Consider the following 22,921-nt stretch of genomic DNA (forward strand, 5'->3'; position numbering starts at 1 on the left):
TCCTGATGACCTCTAGATAATATAGTATTTGAAATGATATCCCCGTCAAGGCAGGCTTCGGCCATTGGCAGGGGGTGCAATGGGCGATCTGACACAGAAAATCATCGGCTATGATCTCTGGCACCTTGAGTTGCCCGTGACGTCTCGCCGTGATCATGGCATCGGGTCCGTCGAAGGAACATGCGAAGTCGTCGTCCTGCGGCTGAGATCCGAGGACGGCAATGAAGGATTTGGAGAGGCCTCCCCCTGGTCTGTCTTCACGGGCACCCCAGAGGCCACTTATGCAGCCCTTGATCGCTATTTGCGCCCACTTGTGGTTGGGGCCAGAGTGGGCGACCGTTCAGCGATCATGGCACAGGCAGCTTATGCCGTGGCTCATTGCACCGAGGCAAAGGCTGCATTGGAAACCGCTTTGCTGGATCTTGCGGGCAGAATCAGCAAGGTTCCTGTTTGGTCTCTGCTGGGTGGGAAGTGCCGGGGAACCATTCCACTCAGTTGCTCAATTGCGAACCCGGATTTTGCTCAGGATGTTGAGCTGCTGGCACAATTGCAGGCCGATGGCGTTCGGATTGTAAAGCTCAAGACCGGGTTCAAGGATCACGCCTTCGATATCATGCGATTGGAATATCTCGCACAGAACCACCCGGAATTCAGGGTTCGTGTAGATTACAATCAGGGGCTCAGTATCGAGGACGCACCGGCGCAGGTTCGCGATGTCGCGCAATTTGCCCCGGATTTCATCGAGCAACCCGTCCGCGCCCACCATTTCGGCATGATGGGCAAGTTGCGACAGATGATCGACGTGCCACTTCTTGCTGATGAGAGCGTCTTTGGACCCGAAGATATGGAGCGCGCCGCGCGTGATGGTATCTGCGATGGCATATCGGTGAAAATCATGAAATCCGGTGGCCTTACGCGCGGGCAAACCGTCGCGCGTATTGCTGCAGCACATGGTCTGATGGCCTATGGTGGTGATATGTTCGAAGCCGGATTGGCGCATCTGGCAGGCACGCATATGATCGCGGCAACCCCTGAAATCACTTTGGGCTGCGAGTTCTATCAAGCCTCCTACTTCCTGAAAGAAGACATTCTGGAAAGCCCTTTCCAAGTAAGCAGCGGCGAAGTTGTAGTTCCTGACGCACCCGGGCTCGGCAACAGGCCTGATGTAACCAAGCTTGAGGATTATGCAGTGGCCAAGGCGGTGGGGGCATGAGCGAGAAGAAGACCATAGCGATCATCGGCGCTGGGATTGTTGGCGTTTCAGCCGCAATCTGGCTGCAGCGGGATGGTCACGAGGTAATCCTGATCGACAAGGCCGGACCGGGAGAGGGCACCTCGCACGGCAATGGGGGCGTATTGGCGTCATGCTCGATTGTTCCGGTGACTGTTCCAGGGCTGCTCCGGAAGGCGCCCAAAATGCTGCTCAGCCCGTCACAACCGTTGTTTCTGAGATGGGGGTATCTTCCAAAGCTGATTCCTTGGCTAACAAAATATCTGAGTCATGCGAATGCATCAGATGTGGAACGCATCGCGTCAGCTTTGACGCCAATTGTTGGCGATAGCCTGAACGACCACAAAGCGCTGGCCGAGGGCACAGGCGCTGAAAAATGGATCGTGCCGTCTGACTATCTGTTCCTGTACAAGGACCGCGCGCATTTCAATGATGATGCGTTTGGCTGGGACATTCGGCGCAGGAACGGATTCACATGGGAAGAATTGGAAGGCCCGGGCTTTCACGCCTACGACCCGGTCTATAGTGAAGATATCGGTTTTGCGGCGAAACTTTCGGATCATGGCCATATCACGGATCCTGGTCGGTACGTCAAAGATCTGGCGGCGTATGTCGAGGCACATGGGGGCACAATCCTACGTGCAGCGGTCGATGACGTGGTTCAGGAAAATGGTCGCGTAACCGGTATACGGGCGGCAGGCGAAACCATCGCATGTGATACGGCAATTGTAACTGCGGGCGTTTGGTCGGGACCTTTGGCTAAGCTTTTGGGCATTTCTGTTCCCCTTGAAACCGAACGCGGCTATCATCTTGAATTGGTGGAGCCTTCTGCCATGCCGCGCAGTCCGGTCATGGTGGTTTCCGGCAAATTTGTCGCCACACCGATGGATGGCCGCATTCGTTTGGCTGGCATCGTGGAATTTGGCGGTCTTGATGCGCCACCCTCACGCGCGCCGTTTGAATTGATGCGCAAGAATGCCCGGATGGCCTTCCCGGGTTTGACATGGAAGGAGGAAGTGGAATGGATGGGGCACCGCCCAGCACCAACCGACTCGATCCCGATTATCGGTGAGGCTCCGGGGATTAGCGGTGCGTATATGGGCTTTGGGCACCATCACATTGGCCTGACAGGCGGGCCGAAAACGGGGCGACTTCTGGCCCAGATAATTGCGGGCAGAACACCGAACACTGACATGAGCGTCTACGCGCCCTCGCGTTTCGCAACATAGAAATGACTGGCGAAGAACGCCGGCGTCTCAAAACTCAACAGGGAGAAACATGATGAAAAAACTGACAAGCCTTCTGGCAGCAACCGCTCTGACGGCTGCCGCAGCAGCGCCAGTAATGGCAGAGAAATGGGATATGCCGATGGCCTATTCGGCATCGAATTTCCATTCGGCCACCGGCGCGGAGTTCGCCAAATGTGTCACCACAGGAACCGGTGGTGAGATTGAAATCGTCACACACCCGTCCGGCTCGCTGTTCAAAGGTGCCGACATCAAGCGTGCGATCCAGACCGGGCAAGCCCCGATTGGTGAGCGTCTGCTGTCTGGGCACCAGAACGAAAACGCGCTGTTCGGCTTTGACTCGATCCCATTCCTGGCAACGTCGTTCGACGACAGCGCCAAGCTGTGGGATGCGGCAAAGCCGTCCATCGAAAAGCTGCTGGCTGAACAGAACCTGACGCTGCTTTACGCCGTGCCTTGGCCTCCGCAAGGGCTTTATTTCAAGAACGAAGTGAACTCGGTTGCGGACATGGAGGGGATCAAGTTCCGCTCCTATAACAACGCCACCTCACGCCTGGCCGAACTGACTGGTATGCTGCCCGTCACCATCGAGGCGGCTGAGATCAGCCAGGCCTTTGCCACCGGAGTAGCGGATTCCATGGTATCATCCGGGTCGACCGGCTATGACCGGAAGGTCTGGGAAAGTCTGAACTACTTCTATGAAGTGGATGCCTGGTTGCCGCGCAACTACGTGATGGTGAACTCGGATGTCTGGGCCGGTGTCTCGGATGCGAACAAGAACGTCATCAAAGGCTGTGCGGAACTGGCCGAGTATGCAGGTAACTGGCGCGCCAAGGAATATACCGGCTTTACGCTTCAGGGTCTGCGCGATGGCGGCATGACAGTTGGTCCTGCATCCGAACAGATGACGAATGAGCTGAAAGAAATCGGCGTCACCATGACCAACGAATGGCTTGAGGCCGCCGGAGACGAAGGCAAAGCTATCGTCGACGCGTTCAACTCTCAGTAACCATTCGAATGCGGGCGGCAGTTCATCCTGCCGTCTGCTCCCAATCCACAAAAAGCACAGCGGGGACAGCATGGCGGCAATGCGAGGGCTCAGGTCCGTACTGGATTTCATTTATCTGGCAGCAGGGGTTCTGGCGGCGCTCAGCCTGATTGCCATTCTGGTGTTGATTGTTGTGCAAATGCTGGCCCGTTGGACCGGTGAGGTGTTTCCCGGCGCGCCAGACTATGCTGGATATGCGATGGCCGCTGCGTCTTTTCTGGCCTTCGCCAACGCCCTGAACCGAGGCAGCCATATTAGAGTCTCCATTCTCCTGAACGCGGTTCCCGATGGCTTTCGCAGAATTCTGGAAATCTGGTGCTTTGCGATTGGTTCGGCGGTCATGTGGTATTTCTGCTGGTATGCCTATCGCTTTGTGTACTGGAGCTGGAAGTTCAACGATATCAGCCAGGGGCAAGATAAAACCGCCCTTTGGATACCGCAATCTACCATGCTGATCGGAGCGGTCATTCTGGCCATCGCGCTGACCGATCACCTGTTCCATGTCCTGTTCAAGGGTGATCACCGCATCACCCGCGATCTGGCCGATCAGAGCCACGGAGAGTAAGAGCATGGAAAATATATCCGTTATTATCCTCTTCCTCTTTGTCCTTTTCACCTTGCTGGGCACCGGTGTCTGGGTCGGGCTGGCCCTGATGGGCGTCGCCTGGGTCGGGATGGAGCTGTTCACGACACGCCCGGTGGGTGATGTGATGATCACGACGATCTGGTCGGCGTCCTCTTCCTGGACGCTGACCGCCTTGCCTATGTTCATTTGGATGGGCGAAATCCTCTACCGAACCCGATTGTCCGAAGACATGTTCAAAGGCCTGTCGCCGTGGATGGCACCTTTGCCCGGCGGGCTGGTCCACACGAATATCGTAGGCTGTACAGTGTTTGCTGCGGTCTCGGGTTCTTCGGCGGCGACGCTGACTACGGTTGGCAAGATGTCGATCCCGGAACTGCGAAAGCGCAACTACCCCGAACGCATGGTCATCGGCACGCTGACGGGTGCGGCTACGCTTGGCCTGATGATTCCGCCGTCGCTGACCTTGATCGTGTACGGCGTTACGATCAACGAGTCCATCACCAAGCTGTTCTTTGCAGGCATCCTACCCGGTCTTGTGCTGGCTGCCATGTTCATGGGCTATGTCGCCATCTATTCCAAAGTTGGCAAAGACTGGAACCCCAACGATGAGAGCAAGTTGACCTTTTCCGAAAAGGTTAAGAACTCTCGCTTTCTGTTGCCAGTGATCCTGCTGATCATGGTGGTAATCGGATCGATGTATCTGGGTTATGCTACGGCGACCGAGGCGGCGGCTTTCGGTGTGATTGGCGGACTGCTACTGGCAGCAGGGCAGGGATCGTTGAACTGGAAGACCTTCACTGAAAGTTTGATGGGCGCGACCCGCACCAGTGCGATGATTGCGCTGATCCTAGCGGGTGCTGCGTTCCTGTCATTGTCGATGGGCTTTACCGGCCTGCCGCGCGGGCTTGCGGATTTGATCGCGGGCTGGGAACTGACCCGGTTCGAACTGCTGATGGTTCTATTGGTCTTTTACGTCATACTGGGATGCTTCCTTGATGGGATTTCTTCGGTTGTGCTGACTATGGCCGTTGTCGAGCCTATGATCCGGGACGCCGGGATCGATCTGATCTGGTTCGGGATCTTCATCGTGGTCGTTGTCGAGATGGCGCAGATCACGCCGCCCATCGGTTTCAACCTGTTCGTGATGCAGGGCATGACTAACCATGAAATGAGCTATATCGCCCGCGCTGCGATCCCGATGTTCCTGATCATGGTGCTGATGGTGTTCGTTCTGATCTGGTTCCCCGAGTTGGCGACGTGGCTGCCCGAAAACCTGCGTCAAAGCCCCGGTGGGTAGACGCCGTTGAACCCGCTTCACCTCGCGGCGCGTCACGGCCCATATGTGTTAGTATCGGGCCTTGCCGCAGGCCTTCTGCTGCCGGGGCTGGCCGCACCGATGCGGCCTCTCTTACCGCCCTTGGTCATGCTCCTGCTGTTTTTGACGCTGCTGCGAATGCAGCCGGGGGCCATTGTGGGTTCGCTGGTTGACCTGCGAAAAGTTGCGGGAACGATTGCCGCCTTTCAATTGGTTTTGCCGTTGTCTGTCGTTGGGATTGGAATTGCCTGCGGATGGACCGGTTCGCCAGTTTTTTTGGCATTGCTTGTCATGGCTGCAGCCCCATCAATATCCGGCAGCCCCAATATGTGCCTGATGATGGGCTATTCTGCGGAACCGGCGATGCGACTGGTCGTGGTTGGAACGGCTGTTTTGCCACTGACCGCGTTACCGATCTTTTGGCTGATGCCGGAATTGGGTGATCTCAGGGCGGTCCTGATGACCGCGCTTCGGCTTTTTCTTACCATCACAATAGCGATTCTCGCGGCTGTCATATTGCGCCGCACGGTGCTGCGCCAACCTTCAAAGTCTACGCTTTTGAACGTAGAAGGTGCGGCAACGATTACTCTGTCCGTTTTCGTTGTTGGCCTGATGCCATCATTGAGCGCAACCGCACTTGTGGACCCGCGTGTCGCGCTGTTCTGGATCGCGTTTGCCTGTCTGATCAACTTTGGGGCTCAGGTTGTCTCATTCCAATTCACACGAACTCGAATGCCCGGGGCCGAGGCTACGGCGGTGTCTCTGATCGCCGGAAACCGGAACATCGCGATATTCTTCGTGGCACTGCCACCTGAAGTGACCGCGCCGATCATGGTGTTCATCGGGGCCTATCAGATACCGATGTATCTGACGCCGCTGATCATGCGCCGACTGTATCAGACGGCTGCCACAACCAGTTGATTTGGGTGAGAGGCATTGGCGGTGCCAGCCCTAACGCTGATCCCCAACCCCGACGCCGACATAGGTCTCAAATCCCGATCCCAGAACCATCGTCGACGAGTAGATATTGCGCAAGTCGACCATGCGGGGCGATTTCATCGTCTCCGCCAGCTCGCTCAGGTTCAGGGCGCGGAACTCGTTCCATTCTGTCAGCAAGACAACAACGTCCGCATCTTTGGCCGCGGCGTAGGGATCATCCATCCACTTGACGCCAGGAAGCAGCGCTTCCCCCTCGGCACGGCCTTGCGGATCGACAACGCGGACCTGGGCACCGCCACCGATCAGGGCGGGAACGATAGTCAGGGAAGGTGCGTCGCGCATATCATCGGTGTTGGGCTTGAAAGTCACACCCAGAACCGCCACGGTCTTGCCATTGAAGCTGTCATCGCAGGCATCCCGGATCTTCTCGATCATCCGCTTCTTGACCTCATCGTTCACACGAATGACGGTTTCGGTGATCTGCATCGGGTGGGCAAAATCCTGTCCGATCCGGGCAAGTGCAGCGGTGTCTTTCGGAAAACACGAGCCGCCATAGCCAGGGCCTGCGTGCAGAAACTTGTTGCCGATCCGCCCATCCAGACCAATACCGCGCGCCACCTCTTTGACATCGCCGCCTGCCCGCTCGCAAAGACCGGCGATTTCATTGATGAACGTGATTTTGGTCGCCAGGAATGCGTTCGCCGCGTATTTGATCATCTCGGCGCTTTCTAGATCAGTGGTCAGGATCGGAAAGTCACGCAGATAAAGCGGGCGGTAAATCTCGGCCATGACATCCGCCGCTCGTTCGCTTTCGACCCCTACGACAACACGATCCGGGCGCATAAAATCATCAATTGCAGCGCCCTCGCGCAGGAATTCGGGGTTCGATGCGACGTCGAATTCCGCCTTCGGATTTGCACCCGAGACAACTTCATGAACCTTGCGGTTGGTGCCGACCGGGACAGTCGATTTGGTTACGACAACCGTATATCCGGTGATGGAATGAGCGATTTCTTCGGCGGCGGCCATCACATAAGTCAGATCAGCGTGCCCGTCCCCGCGTCTCGTAGGTGTGCCCACAGCGATGAACACCGCGTCCGCGCCGTCGACCGCAGCGGCCAGGTCGGTGGTAAAGGTCAGGCGGCCAGCAGCCACGTTCTTAGTCATGAGCACATCAAGGCCCGGCTCGTAAATCGGCACCTCTCCATCCTGAAGCATCTTGATCTTGCGATCGGATTTATCGACGCAAATCACATCATGGCCAAAGTCCGAAAAGCAAACCCCGGACACCAAACCGACATATCCCGTGCCAATCATCGCAATGCGCATTTATCGAATTCCTTCCTTTGGGTTTCGCCAGTGGCGTATTTCATGGTCTCTTTCAACCGCTGAATTGAGAGCTTTTAGGGCTCGATAGTTACAACCGCTTAGGCATTGCCGGCTTGCTTTCAACAACAGCTCGGCACTTCTGAGGTGTTGCGGGCGATAGGGCAAAATCATCAGACTGTTTCTTGGCGACCGAATATGCTTGTTGTGGTGAATTGTTCAAGTGCTGTTCGTGGCTTGCGTTGAACTGGCTATCTGGTCTCGGCGAAGAACGGCGTGTTACGATCAAGATTCGTTGCCAGATCGGATTTCCGACGATGACATTCGTTCGACCGCAGGCGCGCATTCTCAATCCTAAACGTAATATCAGGCACTTCTTCGCTTCAGCAGGCGTTGGGCATAGCCAGAATGCGAAGCTTCATATAGTCTCACAATCAGTTTTCGTGGTGTCGAGCGGCGGTGCGAGCAATCTGTTAATTATTTTAAGGCTTCGCGATGGGGGGCATGTTCTCGTTTTTGGGTTCCGGGGAAGGCGTTGGCCTTAAATCTCCACGCCGCATGAGCGCCGGTCGCGGAGCGCGCTGATGGTGCTGCACCCCACCGGCCCGGAAACTGATCTTGGCGCGATGGAGCACCGCCATCTGACTGTCATGATGGTGGATCTTGTCGAGTCCACGGTATTGGCTCAAATGCTTGAGCCCGAAGATTTGCTGTCTACGACATTACGTTATCATAAACTGGTCGAACAAATTGCCGATGAGTTCGGGGGCAGGGTGCTGCAGATCGTGGGCGACGGTATCCTCGTCGCCTTTGGTTGGCCTGCTGCGTCTGAAAATAATGCCGAGCGCGCCCTACGCGCGGCGCTGCGCATCCACACTGATCTGCCCGCAATGGCGGGTCCGCTCGATCTCAGGTGTCGGATTGGGATCGCATCCGGCGTGGTTCTTGTCGGGGACATCGCGCTTGGGACCAATATTCAGCCCGACGCGATTTTTGGATCGACGCTAAATCTTGCGGCACGTCTTCAGTCGTTGGCGACCCCCGGTGGAACAATGGTTTCTGCGGCAACACGAGCGCTTGGGGCCGAACAAATGGAGTTCGAGCCGCAAGGCGTTCAGAACCTCGCGGGGTTCGACCGGCCTGTTCCAGTTTATCGATTGACCGGTGAAGGCAAGGATCAGGCACGCCGCCATAACCGCACCCCGTTGCTTGGCCGCAAAGCCGAACGCGGACAACTCCGCCGCGCGTGGAAAGATGTGGACGCTGGAAGAGGGCGGGTGATTCACATATTGGGTGAGGCAGGGATTGGCAAATCGCACCTGATCCGTGATCTGCGTTCGTCGGTCGGGCCGCAGGCATGGGTGACCTATCACTGCAGCCCGTTCCATGTCAGCACACCGTTCTTTCCCTTCATATCACAGGTCGAACGGTGGTGCGGCATCCACAATCAGGACGATATTGCCGCGCGTCGCAACCGGTTGTCAGAACATCTGAGCGATATTCTGGACGACGCGCAACTTCGCACGCTGTATTTCATTCTTGCCCCGGGCCCCGGCGACAGCGGGACGACCAGTGAGGACGAACTGCGCGCGCAGCTGAGTGACATATTCATCCGCGTCTACCAAAAACTCAGCCGAGAGGGGCCGGTGCTTGTCGTGGTTGAGGATATGCAATGGGTCGACCCATCGACCCTTTCGGTGCTGCGCGACGTGGCCGAGCATCTGACATCACTTCCCGTCCTGATGTTGATGGTTTCGCGGATGCCGGCGCCATCAGCGATCAAAGAGAGCATACCGTCTCTTGAGCAATTGTCGCTTCCACCGCTCGATGATGCGACATCGTCAGAACTGGCCAAGGCGGCCTCGGGTGAGCGCCTTGACGACCGCACCACGGCGCAGATTTTGGCGCGCGGCAATGGTGTGCCCCTTTTCATCAAGGAGTGCTCTGCCGCCATCGCTGCGTCGCCTGAACGTATCGTGGACAACATTCCCGCCACGTTGCATGACCTCCTGGCGCAACAGGTGGACGAGGTCGGAGAACTCCGACGCGCCGCGATCGAGGCCGCTGTTATTGGTGGTGCCTTTGGGGCACCTTTGCTGGCTCAGATCAGTGGACTGACTGAAGACGAGTCCGAAGACGCTATCTTTGGGCTCGCCGCCACGGGTATTTTGCAACATCTGCCCGGCGCGAATGACGACGCAGAAATGATCTGGCGGTTCCGCCATGAATTGGTGCGTGAGGCGGCATATCAAAGCCTTGTGCGGGACCGTCGCATTCATTTGCATCGACGCACGGCAGAAGCCCTTGCCGCCCAACCGGAAGCCGCCCGACAGCCTGAACAAATAGCGCGGCACTGGGAACTGGCCGGTGAAACAACGAAGGCGGTGGCCGCCTGGTCGGAGGCCGCGCGGCTGAACCTGAGGCGCCACGCAAATCGCGAAGGGGCTCAGCATGCCCGAAACGGATTGCGGCTGTTGGACGAGTTGCCCGCAGACCAACGCGATAAAGCTGAATTGAACTTGCAATTCCTTCTGGCCGCTGCCGAACGCGTGCATGTCGGTTATGGTGCCGAGCCCGCAATCGATGCCTTTGGGCGCAGTTTTGAACTGGCTGAAAAGCTGGGCGACAGACGTACTCTTGTGCGCGCGGGCAGGGGTCTGTTTACCGCTGCAATGGTCAAAGGTGATTACCAGAACGCCGAGCAATGGGGGCAAGCGATCATCGATGCGTATGACGATCACCACACCCGAATGGTCGGAAACTACATCTGTGGGGCCGCGCTATCCCCGCGCGGTCGGTTTCAGGATGCGGCAGCAGCTCTGGAACAAGCGGCGTCTCATGCGGATGCGCATCGCGCCGAAGCTGGAAACAGCCCCGATATTGCAGCCGTGATACAAATCGAGAGTATGAGCGCGCTGGTTGACAGCTTTCAGGGCAAAACTGAGGCGGCACTCGCCAAAGCCAAGCGGGCAGTTGACGCCGCGATGGCGTCGGGCCAGCCCTTGATCATCGCAAATGCAATGCATTGGTTGACCGAAATCCACATGCAGATGGACCACCCGGATTATGCGCGTATGGCCAAGGCGCTGAGCGCGGCTGTTCAGGACAAGGGCGGCCCTTATTACCAAGCTGTTGCGACGGCCCATCTTGCCGGGGCTGCCATCAGAACCGGCGAGGCCACAGAGGGCGTGGCCATGCTGCAGGCCGCTTGGGGAAGGATGCACGCAACGGGTGCCGAGGCGGCTGGCGTGCTCGTCAACGCCGAGCTCGCACGGGGCTATCTTGCTCTGGGTGAGATTCAGAAAGGGTTGGATGCGGTGGAGGCTGGTCTGACATGTGCAGAAAACACTGACGAGCGGAACTATGAGGCTGAAATCCACCGGATAAAGGCGGCTCTTCTACTGGAACAAGGTAGTCCGTTCGACGCGGCTGAGGCGGCTTTGCGTGAAGCTATAGCCGTGGCAAATGATCAGGGCGCGGCGCTGTATGAATTGCGCGCGCTGAGTGATCTTGCCTGCATCCGGCCAGCCGATACGGAAGTTGCCGCGCGGATTGCTGAGCTGGAAGAGCGCGCGGTCGCGTCTTAGGTCCCGCCGGGACGTCGACCTAAAGTGCAGTCTTCGGGTTGCAGGTCCAAGCCAACAAAACGCGCCACCTGCGAGAATGACGAAGTTTTCTTCAACAACTGAAAACCTTTCTCTGAAAAAGTTTCAGCCGAGTACAAGTTTTTGGACACCATCGGGTTGTTCATAAGCTGCGTGATTGCGTCATACGCCACCATCGATGTCATCAGATCGCCCATGATCACATCGCCCTTGTGCTGTTCCGCAAAGAGACCAGGGAACAACTCGACCCTATTGACGTCGCAATAAAGCCGGCTCAGGTCGGCAATCAATTCGTCCGCAAACGGCTGATCACCAACCATCTCAGTAAAGCTTGAATGCGGTTTGCGGCAGAAATGATGACGATAAGTGTTCAGCGACGGAAGACGCGCCTTACGCGTCAGGGCAATTGTAGCTTCGACAGGGGCAGGAGCACCGGGCGCAGGCCTTTGGAACAGGAAATCGGGCGTGTTGCGCAGCGACATGCGGGCCGCAGGTTGGCGCGACAATGATCGGATCATTTCCGCCAAGCCTGTTTGTTCGACCAGTCGTGGATTGAATCTGAACCCCTCCGGGCCAACCTGTGCGCCGTCGATTATGAATCGCTCGGGGATCATCGAATGCCAGCGGTAGAGCAAATTGAACTCAATCGCGATCTGGTTGGAATGATGCCACGGTTGCCAGCGATTGACGCCAACGGGTAGTTTGAAAGGCATATTGGCGATGTGGGCGATGTAGTCCTCAAGCACAAGCTTGATCAGCAATGCGATCAAGGTGCAGCGTGTAGTCTGGAACACACGCTCTTTATCCCAGCCTGATATGCCGCGCTTTTCGCGCCACAACAGATCGGCAAAGGTGTTATGGGCGCGCAACATCAGTGTATTGATCGCGATATAACCTATGGTACCATTGCCATTATCGAGCCCGGTTGCATGAAAATCGAGCAGTAGCTGGTCAATCGCGTGATCGCTGAGACCCGGATGCGCCCGTTTCACCGCATTCCACAGCTTGCATGGATCGTGCAGGGGCTTTCCGTAATTCTCGCCAGTGGCAAGACTGCCATCAAAGGGGGGCGCAAGCTTAACACCACCGGATTGGTTCTTTTGAAACAGCTTCGGGGCCCACATCTCGCCTTGTGTATCCAGACGAAAGGCCAACCGGTGGGTTAATTCATTGGTATCGGGATCGCGTTCGCGCAGCATGTCGGTCTGAAAATCGTTCAGCCCGTAGATTTGGCACAGATCGACCTCGTGGTTCGAATCCGTCTGATCAACCGGTCCTTTCGCCCCAAAGGTGCGCAGGAAACTGTCGGTAAACCATTGTGCGGCCGAGATAAACAAAAGTGTCGATCCTTGCGGGCACATCAAGGTAAGCGGGCTGCCATCCATTTGTGTCCGTCGGCGAAAGAGATCAGCAACTTCGCTTTCCGACGGCAGGACGGGTGAGAGGTCTTCTGGCGTTGTATGCCGACCGATCCAGCGATGGGAAAACACGCCGGGCCATGTCGTGTAGTCTGCGCCCATCGTATAGGGCCGCGGTCGGTGGATCTTCGCGGCGTTTGCAAGCCTGATCGCGGCTAAATAGCTCGTAACGGGTGGGGAGATCTTGAATCCGAGTTTGATCAGATCATCAACGTCCAGCATCAATACATCTCCGTTTGGTCATCGATTCGGGAACCGGGCGCGGGCCAAGCTCAGATAGGTTCTGAGCCGGATCGCATTAATCGGTCCTAAAGGTTCGTGATCTGCCGTGACACGCCAGGGCGAGAAGCTCATCGCGTCTCCATTCTGCGGATCAAATTCTGCACCTTTGGGAATCGTGATATCCGCCACGGGCGTGACGGTATGATGGTACGGATCAAGAGGTGCATCTGGTTGCGGGTCGCATGCCCACCGGATGCGATTGTCGAGCACATCGAATTCGTCGGCCGGGCGCGGGGGCTCAATCACACACAGCTCGAAGTGATTATCTCCATCGGCCACGTCTTGCCGCAAACACTGCCCGATCCCATCTGGGTCGTCTACCGGATGTGCCGGAATTTTTGGTTTCGCGCTGCGGGCCAAGTATCTGACCGTTAGATCGGGGCCCAGCCGATACGGTGTTGTCGACCAGAAATGGACCTCAAAAGGCGAGTGCATATAGTTCGAGGCAAAATCACTCGCGACGCGAAACTGACGCTTGCCTTCACGAGTGAGGAAGGCGCGAAATCCTGCGCGCAGCCCTTTGGTGATCAACCTAAGGCTCCATTTTCGTCGCCCTTTGATCGCGTGCTGGACCGCTTGTAATGTGGCGACAAGCCTGCCCAATCGCTCATATTCATCGGGGACGTAGCTGGGAAACACATCCTGATCGACCAATACGAAATCGAACTCGTCGCTGAGTTGTGTGGTCCCCAGATGCGCAAGTGCCTCGGCGTCGATCAGCTTGGGGCCTGGCACGTCAAAAAGCTTGATCGCCATCCCGTGGGCATCCGATTTCCGGTCATCCAGATGCGCGCCGTTGGAAAAGCGAAGTGCGGCTGAATAGGCAGCGGGCTGTTCAAACAGGCCGTGACGGAACTGTTCTGGTAGATCGTTTCTGACAGTGAATGTTGCAGCCACGCACCCGTGACTGCGCCCATGCTGAGCCCTTAAGCGATGGCCTTTCCACCGTGCAACGGCCTCGAGATTGTGGTCAATGACATCATCAACAATATCCGGCGGCAATGCGTTTTGCGAAACATGTGTCAAAGAACCGTCTCCTTGGATAAACCCAGGCAATGATCAAACAGGGGTAAGGTGCTGACAAAGCTAAACCTCTAAATTTGTTCAGCTTACCTCAGATTGTCTAATTTCCAAACACACCAACTATGGACGGCCGCAGCCAGACAAATTCGGCGCGCAGCCCAAGCTATTCGGTTGGTGCTTCGGACACGTAGTTGCCGGCGCTCGATCCTCGACCAGAGTTGGGTGCCTTCGACTTTATCATTGACGTGTCCGGTGTTCTCGGGCACTCAGTCGATTGATGGTTCCCGGTGGTGTTGCCGCGGGATGAAAAGGGAATACGGTGAGGTTTGCCAAAAGGTGCCAATTCCGTAACTGCCCCCGCAACTGTAAGCGGTGAGCAAGGCCAAACAGCCACTGGTCCACAGGGTCGGGAAGGTTGGCCGAGCGCGGACCCGCAAGTCAGGAGACCTGCCATCAGATGTTCAACCAACCCGGGGCGGGGCGTCCTGGAAGGAGGCTTTGATGGCGCGTCAATCGCGTGTTTACATTGTCGGCAGCTTCCGCATGCGCTTGGAAACAAGTGGAGTGGACCATGCCAGATACGCCTGATCATTTCATTCTAGTCTGCGAAAGCTGCACTGAAGGGCTGCCCCTTGATGAAATTTGCGATGCGTTGACTGGGAAATTACCTCGCAGTTTTGCGATCCGCGCGTCGTCTTGCATGGCAGGCTGCGATAGTCCCAGAACGGTTGGGTTCCAGGCCGTAGGAAAGGCGCAATACCTTTTTGGTGGCATTCAGACCGCGGATGAGGTGCAGGCGCTGGCTGAGTTTGCAGCGCAGTATCGTGAAAGCCCGAATGGCTGGACAAATGCCACTGATCGCCCGCAGGCGTTGTTCAATAAAACCCTCTCGCGCATGCCGCAGATCGAACAGGGGGCATCGCAATGACGTTGCCACCCTTTCTGATTGCCGAAAACCTTGAGTATTATGCCCTTAACGGAGATGTCCTGTTGCAGGGCGTCTCGTTCGAGTTGGACGAGGGTTCCATTCTAGCTATCGCCGGCCCGAACGGGGCGGGGAAAACGACGCTTCTCAATCTGTTGTGCGGCGCTGAGCCGCTGGCACTTGGCGATGTTCGGATCAAAGGACGCAGTCTGAAACAGCTCTCCGCCAAAGAGCGTGCGCGCATGATTGCAGTGGTAGGTCAGCAGGAACTGCCCGATGGACGCTTGGCGTTGCGCGATTATGTTGCGCTGGGGCAAATACCCATCCGTGCGGACCGCTCTGCCGAAGGCCACGCGCAAGAGCTGGACCGGATTTTAGACCTGACCGGTCTCGCCAATCTCGCGGACAAGCGCATGGCCCAACTGTCCGGAGGCGAACGTCAGCGTGCCCATATCGCACGTGCTTTGGCGCAGAACCCTTCGTTGCTGTTTCTGGACGAACCGACCAACCATCTGGATCCTGATGCAAAAGGGCGGATGCTGTCTTTGGTCGCCGAGCTTGGGATCACCGTGGTCATGATCGTACACGATCTGGTCATGATCCCCGAATTCGCCACACACGTGGCGCTGATGAAATCGACCCGCATGATCGAGTTTGGATCGGTGGACAAGGTGCTGACACCCGAAAGAGTCCGCGAAACTTTTGGCGTTGATTTCCTCTGCTTTCTCCACGAAGGCCGCGTGATCCCGGCGCTTGATATTCGAAGAACCACAATCTCAACTTAGTCGAAGGAACACACTGAGATGAAATACATCTGGCCCGTGGCGTTGGCCACCGCCATGGCAAGCGGTGCTGCTGCGCAAGAAGTCACCGTAGACAACTGCGGCGAACCGCTGGTTTTTGATACCGCGCCCGAGCGCCTGGTTGTGCATGACATGAACATGACCGATATGGCCTTTGCATTGGGTCTGCAGGACAAGATCGTCGGCCTGACCGGCATCACCGGCTGGTACAAGACCAGCCCTGATTTTGATGCTCTGCGCGGCGACATCCCCGAGCTTGCGCCGAAATATCCGATCGTCGAAAACCTGGTGGCGGTTGAACCCGACCTGTTCTTTGCAGGTTGGTACTATGGCATGAAGCCGGGTGGTGATGTGACCCCAGATACATTGGAACCGTTCGGAATCAAGACCTTGGTTCTAACGGAAAGCTGTGTCCATCTGGACAAGGATCGCCCCGAAGCCAGCATGGATCTTCTGTTTGGCGATGTGTTGCGCTTGGGCAAGGTGATGCAAGTCGAAGACAAGGCCGAGGCTCTGGTCTCGGGCTGGAAAGAGCAGCTGGCAGCGATCGATGCCAAGACTGCTGAACTGCCCAAGCCCCGCGTCTTTCTTCTGGATGGTCCTGCAGATGCTCCGTTTACCGCCGGTAAATTCGCGATTCCCGATGCGATGATCACAGCCGCTGGTGGTGAAAACGTCACTCATGACATGGACACGAGCTGGGGCCGCACTTCGTGGGAGGCCGTTGCCGCATCGAACCCGGAATTCCTGGTTTTGTTGGATTATCAGACCGGCAATGGCGCCGAGGACACCTTCAAGTTCCTGCAGGAACATCCCGTCATGTCGCAGACTGATGCCGTCAAGAACGAACGCTGGATCGGATTGCGCTACGAAGAGCTGACGCCCGGACCGGCAAATATCGAAGCGATCTCGAAGATGGCGCGCGCGATGCATCCGGGTCAGAGCTGATATGGGCCGATTGGGCCTGACGTTGTTGCTGGGGGCGGTCGTTCTGGCCGCCCTTTTGCTGATTTCCACAATCTACGGCACAACCTCGATACCTTTGTCCGAGACCTTCACCGCGATCTTGCGCGGTACCGGGTTGCAGGACGGAGAGATGTCGCCGCTGCATAGGATCGTATTCGACCTGCGATTGCCCCGCGCGTTGTTTGCAGCCGTGATCGGTGCCGGGCTGGGCATCGTTGGCGTGGTGCTGCAAACGACCACACGTAATGACCTTGCCGATCCATTTCTGTTCGGCCTGTCCTCGGGCGCGGCAGCGGGGGCGGTGTTTGTAATTACCGTGACCGGAGATATTCTGGGTTTCTGGACTCTGCCTCTGGCTGCCTTTTGCGGCGGTCTTGTGGCGTCGGGCATCGTGCTGGCGCTGGTTCATGGGCTTCGCACCAGCGCACCGGAAAAGCTGATCCTTGCGGGTCTGGCTGTGTCATTTTTGTTTTCGGCCATCACCAACTATCTGATTTTCGCCGGCGATAGCCGCGCCGCCCATTCTGTCATCTTCTGGATGCTGGGGGGGCTGGGCCTGGCCCGTTGGGAGACGTTCCCGCTGGTGTGCATCGGTCTGCTGCTGATCCTGAGCTATTCGCTTTATCGCAGCCGCTGGTTGGATGCGCTGCTGACCGGGGATTTGACTGCCGCTACTCTGGGTGTGCCGGTTCGGGGTCTGCGGTTCAGCATGTTTTTCACCGCAGCGTTGGCAACGGCCGTGTTTGTTTCCGTAGCCGGGGTGATTGGTTTTGTCGGTCTGATGGTGCCGCATATTGCACGCGGGATCGCAGGTCCCCTGCACAAAAACCTTCTACCTACCGCCGCTATGGTTGGTGCTGCCTTGTTGACCGGCTCTGACATTCTCAGCAGGCTTATGCTGGCTCCGCAGGAATTGCCGGTGGGGATCGTCACAACTTCAATCGGATCGGTGTTTGTATTCTTGCTTTTATTCAGGACTGCGAGAAATCAACGGTAAGGCCCTCGATCTTCGCTCACAAGATATTTCGTCCTGATCAGGTCTGAGCCGAGTTTAAACCTTTCCGTCAGCCGCTTGGCCGAGCCACTTGAACACAAGCTTGGCGCGGTCGGATGAGGTGTTGTGTAGTTTCACGTAGAAATCCAGTTGCGATGAGATGGTTTGCGGCAACAGTCTGACCAGTTTTCCGGATGCGGTCAGCTCCGAGGTCAGTCCCTCCCATCCCAGCACCGCGCCCATATCGTCCTGCGCGGCCTGAAGCGCGATCGTGTAATTGTTGACCCGATGCGCGGAATTCAGGGGGCCTTCATAGCCGAGTTTCTGGGTCCAGGCACGCCAGTCGGTCCAGCCGGTATCCGGAGCGTCGAGATGAATTAGGGGGACCCTGGCAATATCTTCAACACGTTTGATGGGATTCTGTTGCGCAAACCTTGGGCTACAAAGCGCCATGATCTTGTCGTGAAATAGTGTCTTGAAGATGCCCGTTTCGCGACTGGAATCGCCGTAATGGATACTTAGGTCGCATTTTGACGTGTCGATGCCGAGGTCGGTCACGACCTGCGTCACGGAAACATGTCCGTATTGCTTCCAGAATTGCGCAAGGCGCGGGGTGAGCCAAAGTGAACTGACAGCCGTGGTTGAGCGGATCGTCACACCTTTTCTGTCATATTGACGCCGCAACTGCCCAAGTGCTTCGCTGATGCCTTCCAGACCACGTTGAAGGGCAACAAGAAGATAAGCACCGCTTTCAGTAAGTTCCACGCCGCGATGATGGCGCAGAAACAGCGCGCATTGCAGCTCGTTTTCCAGCGCTTTGACCTGATGGCTGATTGCGGCCGGCGTGACGTTCAGCTCTTCTGCAGCGGTCTTGAAGCTTACATGCCGCGCAGCAGCCTCAAAGCTGATAAGCGAACTTACAGGTGGAAGATCGTAGGGCCGGTTGAGCAAGGTGATTTGACCTGTGATGGTTTGTACGTCCAATATTATATGAGCACTATCCGAAGATTAGGCTTAGCTGATCTTATTCAAAGTGAATCTTTTTGCAATTGCCCGCCAGCGGTTCACGGTGAAAATTCGCGACAACCGTTTGAGACATGATCAAAGGATGTATCAAAGGTCCTCAAGACCCTTGGCGTTCATATCGATTTTTCCTCATGCAATGCGACCCCCGGTTGGTCGTGCACAAGTTGAAGGAGTTGCAGTATGCAGTCACATGCAAAAGTCGTGGTTGTCGGTGGCGGATGCGTCGGGGCGTCAATTCTATATGGGCTGACCGAACATGGGTGTTCCGATGCCGTTATGCTGGAGCGCACCACACTGACCTCGGGTTCGACGTGGCATGCGGCTGGTTTGCTAGTGACCTTTGTGCGGTCGCACAACGTGTCGAAGATGACGATGGAAACCATCCGCATCTACACCGAGGTGGAAGAGAAGATGGGCAGTTCGGTCGGACTGCGTAAGGTAGGACAGCTGCGGGTGGCTAATACCGAAAAGCGCTGGGATGAGTTCCAGTCCTATATCTCGATCGCCGAAGCCGCCGGCGTGCCTTGTAAGCTGCTGACGCCAGAGGAGATTGCTGAGGTTCATCCCTTGCTGAACCAAAGCCCGGATATTCGGGGTGGTATCCTGCACACGGAAGACGGCTATGTGAATCCCGCCGACATTACCATGGCATTGGCCAAGCTCGCGCGGGATGCCGGCGCCAAGGTATACCAGAACACCGAAGCGCAGGCTTATGAGAAGCTGGACAATGGCCACTGGAAAGTGACCACCAATCAGGGTGAGATCACCTGCGAGCATCTGATCTTTGCCACCGGAAACTACGCCCGCGAAAATGCGCGCCGCGTGGGGCTGGACCTGCCATGTATCCCGATCGTTCACCAGTATTGGACGACCGAGACGGTGCCGATGTTGAAAGAGCGCCGGGCGCAAGGCTTGCCCGAATTCCCAATCCTGCGCGATGAGGACTACGGCGCTTATCTGCGCGAAGATGTGGGCGGGATCCAGTTCGGGCCGTATGAATTCACCAAAGACCTCAAACTATTCGCCGAGGATCGTGTCCCGCCCGAGTTCGGAGCCGATCTGTTGCCCGAGGATTTTGATGCCGTGGAAACCCAATGGGAACGCGCCATCGAACGTGTGCCGACCTTGGGTGAGGTTGGGATCAAGGCCAACACCCGTGGCCCGTTCCAGATGACCCCGGACGAGCTGCCTCTGGCCGGACCCGCACCGGGGCATGAGAACCTTTGGCTGGCCGAAGGCATGCCAGGTGGCATCCTCTGGGGCGGCACCGTTGGAAACCGTTTGGCCAAATGGATCGTCAATGGCGATCCGGGCATGGATATGTCGGAGCTCGACCCGCGTCGATTCTCGGACTACGCCTCAAAACGTTGGACCATGGATAAGGTGCGCGAGACATGGGGCACCCATATGGATGCGCATGTTCCGGGTGAGGACTTCCCGGATGCGCGCCCGATGAAGACCATGGGGTCATATGATCTTTTGACTGCTCAGGGCGCGGTTTGGACCAGCTTTAACGGCTACGAATTTCCTCGCTGGTTCGCCAAATCGCCCGAAGAGGCGATCCCCGAACACAGTTTCCGCCGCACCAACCATATGGAGCGTGTTCAGGAAGAGGTGCGCACCACCCGTGAAGAGGCTGGCTTCATCGAAATGTCGCCGATGACCAAGTTCACAGTGCGCGGGCCGGGTGCCGCCAAATGGCTGGATAGCCTGATGGCCAACAAGCTGCCCAAGGTGGGCCGCATGACCTTGTCGCTGATGTTGAACGATAAGGGCGGCATGGATGCGGAGTACACAATCGTGCGCTATGCCGACGACGATTTCTACCTGATATCGACGCCGAACTGGCGAGCCTACAATTGGGATCAGTTACAGCGCGTGCTGCCAGGTGATGGCTCGGTGGTGATCGAGGATATCTCAGAACAGCTGGGCGTGATCGCACTGGCCGGGCCCAAGGCACGGGACATCCTGCAACCATTGACCGATAATGATTTGTCGAACGAAGCATTCCCATGGCTGTCGGCACAGATGGGCGAGGTGGGCTATGCCAAAGGTGTGCACTTGTTGCGCGTCTCCTACACCGGTGAGTTGGGATGGGAACTGCACCACCCGGTCGGGTACAATCGCCACCTCGTTGATTTGCTGCTGAAATCGGGTGTGAAACCTTTCGGGCTTGAAGCGTTGGAGTCGATGCGGCTTGAGAAATCCTATCGCGCAATCAACCGCGAAATCTGCAAGGACCTGACCCCATATGAGGCCGATTTGGGCCGTTTCGTTGCAATGACCGAGAAGATCGGCGGGCAGGTGGCCGAACGTGATTTCATCGGCAAAGCCGCGTTGCAACAGCAGCAGGAGCAGGGTGGATACAACACACTGGTCACACTGAAGCTGCCGTTCTGCGACACCTCGGTGATGTTTGACGAAGGCGTCTATGCCGATGGCAAGCTGATCGGACGCGTCACTTCGGGCGGGTTCTCGTATTACTGCAACCACGACATTGCGATGGCGCTGGTTCCACACGAGATGACGGCACCCGGCACCAAAATGCAGGTGCTCATTCACAATGAAATGCGCGAGGCCGAAGTGATCGATACCTGCGCCGTTGATCCCACCAGCGCCCGCGCGCGCGCCTGATCCGGAGGATTTGAGATGGCAGAAGTCAAAGCACGCTCGGGCCGTGGCGGTGGACGTGCCGCGCGGGTCAAGGCTCGCACCAACCCGCCCCCAGTCTACTTGTCGACGCTGAACCGCAAAGTTGGCCCGATTGATCTGCTTGGTCCTGAAGGCGTTGAGAAAATCCACAACGCGGCCATGACTATACTTGAAACCACAGGGATTGAGTTCCGCGATCCGGTGGCCTTAGCGGATTGGAAGAAGTACGGTGCGGATGTTCAGGGTGAGCGGGTGCGCATCGGACGCGAGATGCTTATGGACCTGATCTCGGCCGTTCCCTCGGAATGGGGCTATGCCGCGCGCAACCCGGAACGCTCGCTGCGGGTGGGCAATCGGCATTCGGTCTTTGCCAATGCGTATGGCGCGCCGTTTGTCTATGGTCTGGATGGTGTGCGCCGCCCTTCGATGCTGGAGGATGCGCATAACTTCTTCAAACTCAGTCAGATGAGTCAGTCGATGATGGTACCGGGTATTTTGCCGGTCGAGCCGCAGGATGTCCCCGTGCCGCAACGCCACTTGGAGCTGGTTCATGCCGCGCTGACGCTGACCGACAAACCGATCAAGGGATCAGTTCTATCCGAACAGGCAGCGTTGGATTCGGTAGAGATGACTCGCATCGTGTTTGGTGAGGAATTTGTTGACAACAATGTGGTGATGGCAGCCCTACTGAACTGCAACACACCGTTGGTCTGGGATGAGACCATGTTGCAGAGCCTGCGCGTCTATGCCGCTGCCAACCAGCCCTGCCTGCTGTCGCCCTTTGTTCTTGCCGGGGCGAGCACACCTGCAAGCCCGCAGGGTGGTGTCGCGCTGCTGATTGCAGAATCTCTGGCCGGTATGGCCTACAGCCAGATCATTCGGCGCGGAGCCCCGATGGTGCTGGGGGTGGCAATCATGGGCGTTTCGATGAAGACAGGTGCACCGATGATGGGTTCGCCTGAACCAGGGCTGATGAACCTTCTGGTGGGTCAGATGGCACGGTTTTATGGTGTGCCATGGCGGACCTGTACCATGTGGACCGGATCGAAATCCCCGGATATGCAGGCTGCGTTCGACACCGCAAACACCATGTGGCCGGTACTGCTGGGCGGTGCAAACTACATCGTACACTCAGCAGGCTTCCTTGAAGGCGCGCTTGGGGTCAGCTACTCTAAATGGGTGCAGGACGCGTTGCAGTTGGAAAACTTCCACCGTTTCTTCAGCGGCCTGCAAGAGGAAAATCTGGACACGTTGCTGGGCGACATTGACAAAATCGGACCTGGTGGGCACTTCCTTGGTACTGACCATACGCGCGAAAACCCAATGCATATGAACCACTTGCAAAACAATGACAGTTTTGAACAGTGGGAGGCAGAAGGTGCGAAAACCGCAGAAACCGTTGGCACGGAAGAGGCGCAGCGTATGCTGAACACCTACGTCCAGCCACCAATGCCGGACGATCAGCGCGGGGCGTTGGATGAATTCGTCGCTAAGAAGCGGGTGGAATACAGCGCCTAAACAGATCTGCAAGCGGG

17 protein-coding genes and 1 riboswitch are annotated in these 22,921 nt (G+C 56.9%); of the genes, 13 read left to right on the forward strand and 4 right to left on the reverse strand.

The genetic code is table 11. The features are described from left to right. Positions 1-79: 79 nt before the first annotated feature. The 6 genes from AC1DFB_RS19290 to AC1DFB_RS19315 all read left to right on the forward strand — a co-directional run bounded on the left by AC1DFB_RS19290 (position 80) and on the right by AC1DFB_RS19315 (position 6,348). Positions 80-1,213, forward strand: a complete 1,134-nt coding sequence (locus AC1DFB_RS19290) for an enolase C-terminal domain-like protein (RefSeq protein ID WP_480922789.1) — start codon at positions 80-82, stop codon at positions 1,211-1,213. Continuing rightward, the gene (locus AC1DFB_RS19295) at positions 1,210-2,460 is read left to right on the forward strand and encodes an NAD(P)/FAD-dependent oxidoreductase (protein WP_480922790.1); all 1,251 of its coding nucleotides are present in this window, start codon (positions 1,210-1,212) and stop codon (positions 2,458-2,460) included. Before AC1DFB_RS19290 ends, AC1DFB_RS19295 begins: the two co-directional genes overlap by 4 nt. A 52-nt stretch (positions 2,461-2,512) precedes the next feature. After that, a complete protein-coding gene (locus tag AC1DFB_RS19300) occupies positions 2,513-3,487 on the forward strand; it encodes a TRAP transporter substrate-binding protein (RefSeq protein WP_170393799.1) in 975 nt (324 codons plus the stop codon). 70 nt (positions 3,488-3,557) lie between these two features. Then, complete coding sequence (locus AC1DFB_RS19305; RefSeq protein WP_170406962.1) at positions 3,558-4,091, forward strand: TRAP transporter small permease; 534 nt, start codon at positions 3,558-3,560, stop codon at positions 4,089-4,091. A 4-nt stretch (positions 4,092-4,095) separates the two neighbouring features. Beyond that, positions 4,096-5,409: a TRAP transporter large permease subunit gene (locus AC1DFB_RS19310; protein ID WP_170393803.1), complete on the forward strand. Its 1,314-nt coding sequence runs from the start codon at positions 4,096-4,098 to the stop codon at positions 5,407-5,409. A gap of 6 nt (positions 5,410-5,415) precedes the next feature. Further along, on the forward strand, positions 5,416-6,348 hold the full coding sequence (locus tag AC1DFB_RS19315; protein ID WP_170646813.1) for a hypothetical protein: 933 nt from the start codon (positions 5,416-5,418) through the stop codon (positions 6,346-6,348). Positions 6,349-6,378: 30 nt separating this feature from the next. On the opposite strand, the gene AC1DFB_RS19320 is transcribed toward AC1DFB_RS19315, so the two are convergent. Continuing rightward, complete coding sequence (locus AC1DFB_RS19320) at positions 6,379-7,695, reverse strand: UDP-glucose dehydrogenase family protein (protein ID WP_170406968.1); 1,317 nt, start codon at positions 7,693-7,695, stop codon at positions 6,379-6,381. 581 nt (positions 7,696-8,276) lie between these two features. On the opposite strand from AC1DFB_RS19320, the gene AC1DFB_RS19325 reads away from it, so the two are divergent. After that, positions 8,277-11,279 carry an ATP-binding protein gene (locus tag AC1DFB_RS19325; RefSeq protein WP_480922791.1) on the forward strand — a complete coding sequence of 1,001 codons (3,003 nt, stop codon included), beginning with the start codon at positions 8,277-8,279 and terminating at the stop codon, positions 11,277-11,279. Here the strand turns inward: AC1DFB_RS19325 and AC1DFB_RS19330 are convergent. Then, positions 11,276-12,937, reverse strand: coding sequence for a peroxidase family protein (locus AC1DFB_RS19330; protein ID WP_170406975.1), 1,662 nt, complete (start codon positions 12,935-12,937; stop codon positions 11,276-11,278). The genes AC1DFB_RS19325 and AC1DFB_RS19330 overlap by 4 nt on opposite strands. Before the next feature lie 18 nt (positions 12,938-12,955). Further along, entirely contained in the window at positions 12,956-14,023 is a 1,068-nt protein-coding gene (locus AC1DFB_RS19335; protein ID WP_170562132.1) for a catalase family protein, read from the reverse strand. A 258-nt stretch (positions 14,024-14,281) separates the two neighbouring features. Beyond that, positions 14,282-14,489, forward strand: a riboswitch (cobalamin riboswitch). 102 nt (positions 14,490-14,591) lie between these two features. Here AC1DFB_RS19335 and AC1DFB_RS19340 point away from each other — a divergent pair. The 4 genes from AC1DFB_RS19340 to AC1DFB_RS19355 are packed head-to-tail and all read left to right on the forward strand — an operon-like array spanning position 14,592 to position 17,711. Then, positions 14,592-14,948 carry a DUF1636 family protein gene (locus AC1DFB_RS19340; protein ID WP_480922792.1) on the forward strand — a complete coding sequence of 119 codons (357 nt, stop codon included), beginning with the start codon at positions 14,592-14,594 and terminating at the stop codon, positions 14,946-14,948. Beyond that, positions 14,945-15,730 (forward strand): ABC transporter ATP-binding protein, encoded by a 786-nt coding sequence (locus AC1DFB_RS19345; protein ID WP_480436385.1) that lies wholly within the window; start codon positions 14,945-14,947, stop codon positions 15,728-15,730. The genes AC1DFB_RS19340 and AC1DFB_RS19345 overlap by 4 nt, the downstream gene beginning before the upstream one ends. A gap of 18 nt (positions 15,731-15,748) precedes the next feature. Next, the gene (locus AC1DFB_RS19350; protein WP_480922793.1) at positions 15,749-16,696 is read left to right on the forward strand and encodes an ABC transporter substrate-binding protein; all 948 of its coding nucleotides are present in this window, start codon (positions 15,749-15,751) and stop codon (positions 16,694-16,696) included. A gap of 1 nt (position 16,697) precedes the next feature. Further along, entirely contained in the window at positions 16,698-17,711 is a 1,014-nt protein-coding gene (locus tag AC1DFB_RS19355) for a FecCD family ABC transporter permease (RefSeq protein WP_480922794.1), read from the forward strand. A 54-nt stretch (positions 17,712-17,765) separates the two neighbouring features. Here AC1DFB_RS19355 and AC1DFB_RS19360 read toward each other — a convergent pair whose 3' ends face one another. Beyond that, entirely contained in the window at positions 17,766-18,659 is an 894-nt protein-coding gene (locus tag AC1DFB_RS19360) for a LysR substrate-binding domain-containing protein (protein WP_170393823.1), read from the reverse strand. 255 nt (positions 18,660-18,914) lie between these two features. On the opposite strand from AC1DFB_RS19360, the gene AC1DFB_RS19365 reads away from it, so the two are divergent. Together AC1DFB_RS19365 and AC1DFB_RS19370 are read left to right on the forward strand one after the other, a co-directional pair. Further along, entirely contained in the window at positions 18,915-21,368 is a 2,454-nt protein-coding gene (locus tag AC1DFB_RS19365; RefSeq protein WP_480922795.1) for a GcvT family protein, read from the forward strand. 15 nt (positions 21,369-21,383) lie between these two features. Beyond that, complete coding sequence (locus AC1DFB_RS19370) at positions 21,384-22,904, forward strand: trimethylamine methyltransferase family protein (RefSeq protein ID WP_170393827.1); 1,521 nt, start codon at positions 21,384-21,386, stop codon at positions 22,902-22,904. Positions 22,905-22,921: the final 17 nt, after the last annotated feature.

It is taken from the genome of Ruegeria sp. S84, assembly GCF_056583445.1.